Here is a 1,635-nt window from a genome sequence, read left to right as displayed (position 1 = left end):
ACGTTCTGCGGAACCTGGTTGGCCTGTGCCAGAACAGAAGTACCGGCAGACTGCAGGATGTTAGCGCGGCTCATATTAGATACTTCAGACGCGAAGTCAGCGTCGAGGATACGAGAACGAGACTCAGACAGGTTGTTAACGGTGTTGTTCAGGTTGCTGATAACAGAATCGAAACGGTTCTGTACGGCACCGAGGCCAGAACGCAGTTTGTCAACCTGAGACAGCGCGGCATCGATAGCTTTCAGCGGATCGGTGGTTGCTGGTTTGGTGTTAACTGCGGTTTTTAAATCAGTGATGGTCGCAGTGAAATTACCAGCCTTATCGTTGGTGGTATCCAGTTTGGCATTGGTTAAATTACCCGTAGCATCTTCCAGATAGTAGTTACCTTTACCATCGTCTTTCAGGGTGGTACCGGCCGGTACACCTGTTACTTGTGTAGAGTGATAAGCTTCCTGGTCTTTTACTGATGTAGGTGCTGTAGCCGTAGTAAAACCTTTATCCGCACCAGTACTATCGAAGGTCATACCGCCTTTACCGTCATCCATAATTTCATAGTACTTATTCTTTGCCGGATCGGCATCTGTACCAATCTGGGCGTAGATTTTACCAGTTGCACCATCTTTAACAATATTATCCGCCTTAGCAGCTGCACCTGTGTCTGTGACATTAGCTACATCATACTTATAGCCTTCATCAACATTCACATTAGCGCCTGTTGTATTCAGGGTTGCGGCATTAATACCGCCAGCCACGTTGAAATCAGTCATCCCGAGGGTGCCGGCATCCATCTTGCTCAGATCGATACTGATAGTTTCGCTATCGTTAGAACCTACCTGAATAGACAGAGACTGATCCTGGCTGAGAACTTTAACGCCGTTAAATTCAGTCTGATTGGAGATGCGGTCGATTTCATCCAGACGGGCATTGATTTCGTCCTGGATGGACTGACGGTCAGAATCGGAGTTAGTGCCGTTCTGCGCCTGAACAGTCAGACGACGGATGTTCTGCAGGTTGTCGTTCACTTCGTTCAGCGCACCTTCAGTGGTCTGAGCGATGGAGATACCGTCGTTAGCGTTGCGGGAAGCCTGAGTCAGACCAGAGATGCTGGCGGTGAAACGGTTGCTGATAGCCTGGCCAGCAGCATCGTCTTTTGCGCTGTTAATACGCAGACCAGAAGACAGGCGTTGGATCGCAGTGCCGAGAGTGGACTGAGATTTGTTCAGGTTGTTCTGTGCAACCAGGCTCAGTGCGTTGGTATTAATGACCTGTGACATGATATATCCTCAATTAAAACCTGGCGGTGCGATCCGCCCAAAATAGAATTTAAATAAAATATGCGTTATGACTGCCGCATACCCTATATATCGGCGCACCCATAAAATGGCTAAAGCGTATTTATGAAAAATATAAAATTCTTATTTAAGATTATTAATAATCTGATTTCTGGTGTGAAGTTGGCGCTGGCAGCAGGAGAGGGGATATTTATTTTCGGATTCTCTGACGAAAACGGTTGTCAGGAAACAATAAATTTTAACGACTGGATAAAAATAAAATCAGCCCGGGGGGATACCGGGCTGGTTGAGATTATCAACAGAATTAGTCTGCCAATACAGAGATTAACGCAGAAGCTGCAGA

2 protein-coding genes are annotated in these 1,635 nt (G+C 46.8%); one reads left to right on the top strand and one right to left on the bottom strand.

The annotated features are described in order from the left end of the window. A partial coding sequence (locus FEK66_RS25455; RefSeq protein ID WP_138211653.1) for a FliC/FljB family flagellin occupies positions 1-1,274 on the bottom strand: 1,274 nt, incomplete at its 3' end. A 123-nt stretch (positions 1,275-1,397) separates the two neighbouring features. Here FEK66_RS25455 and FEK66_RS25450 point away from each other — a divergent pair. Beyond that, positions 1,398-1,635 (top strand): hypothetical protein (locus tag FEK66_RS25450; protein WP_130209812.1); only part of this gene is annotated, 238 nt, incomplete at its 3' end.

The sequence above is a fragment of the Escherichia sp. E1130 genome (assembly GCF_005781065.1).
Classification (GTDB): domain Bacteria; phylum Pseudomonadota; class Gammaproteobacteria; order Enterobacterales; family Enterobacteriaceae; genus Escherichia.
Note: the sequence above shows the minus strand (reverse complement) of the source record. Positions and strands in the feature narration are given on the sequence as shown.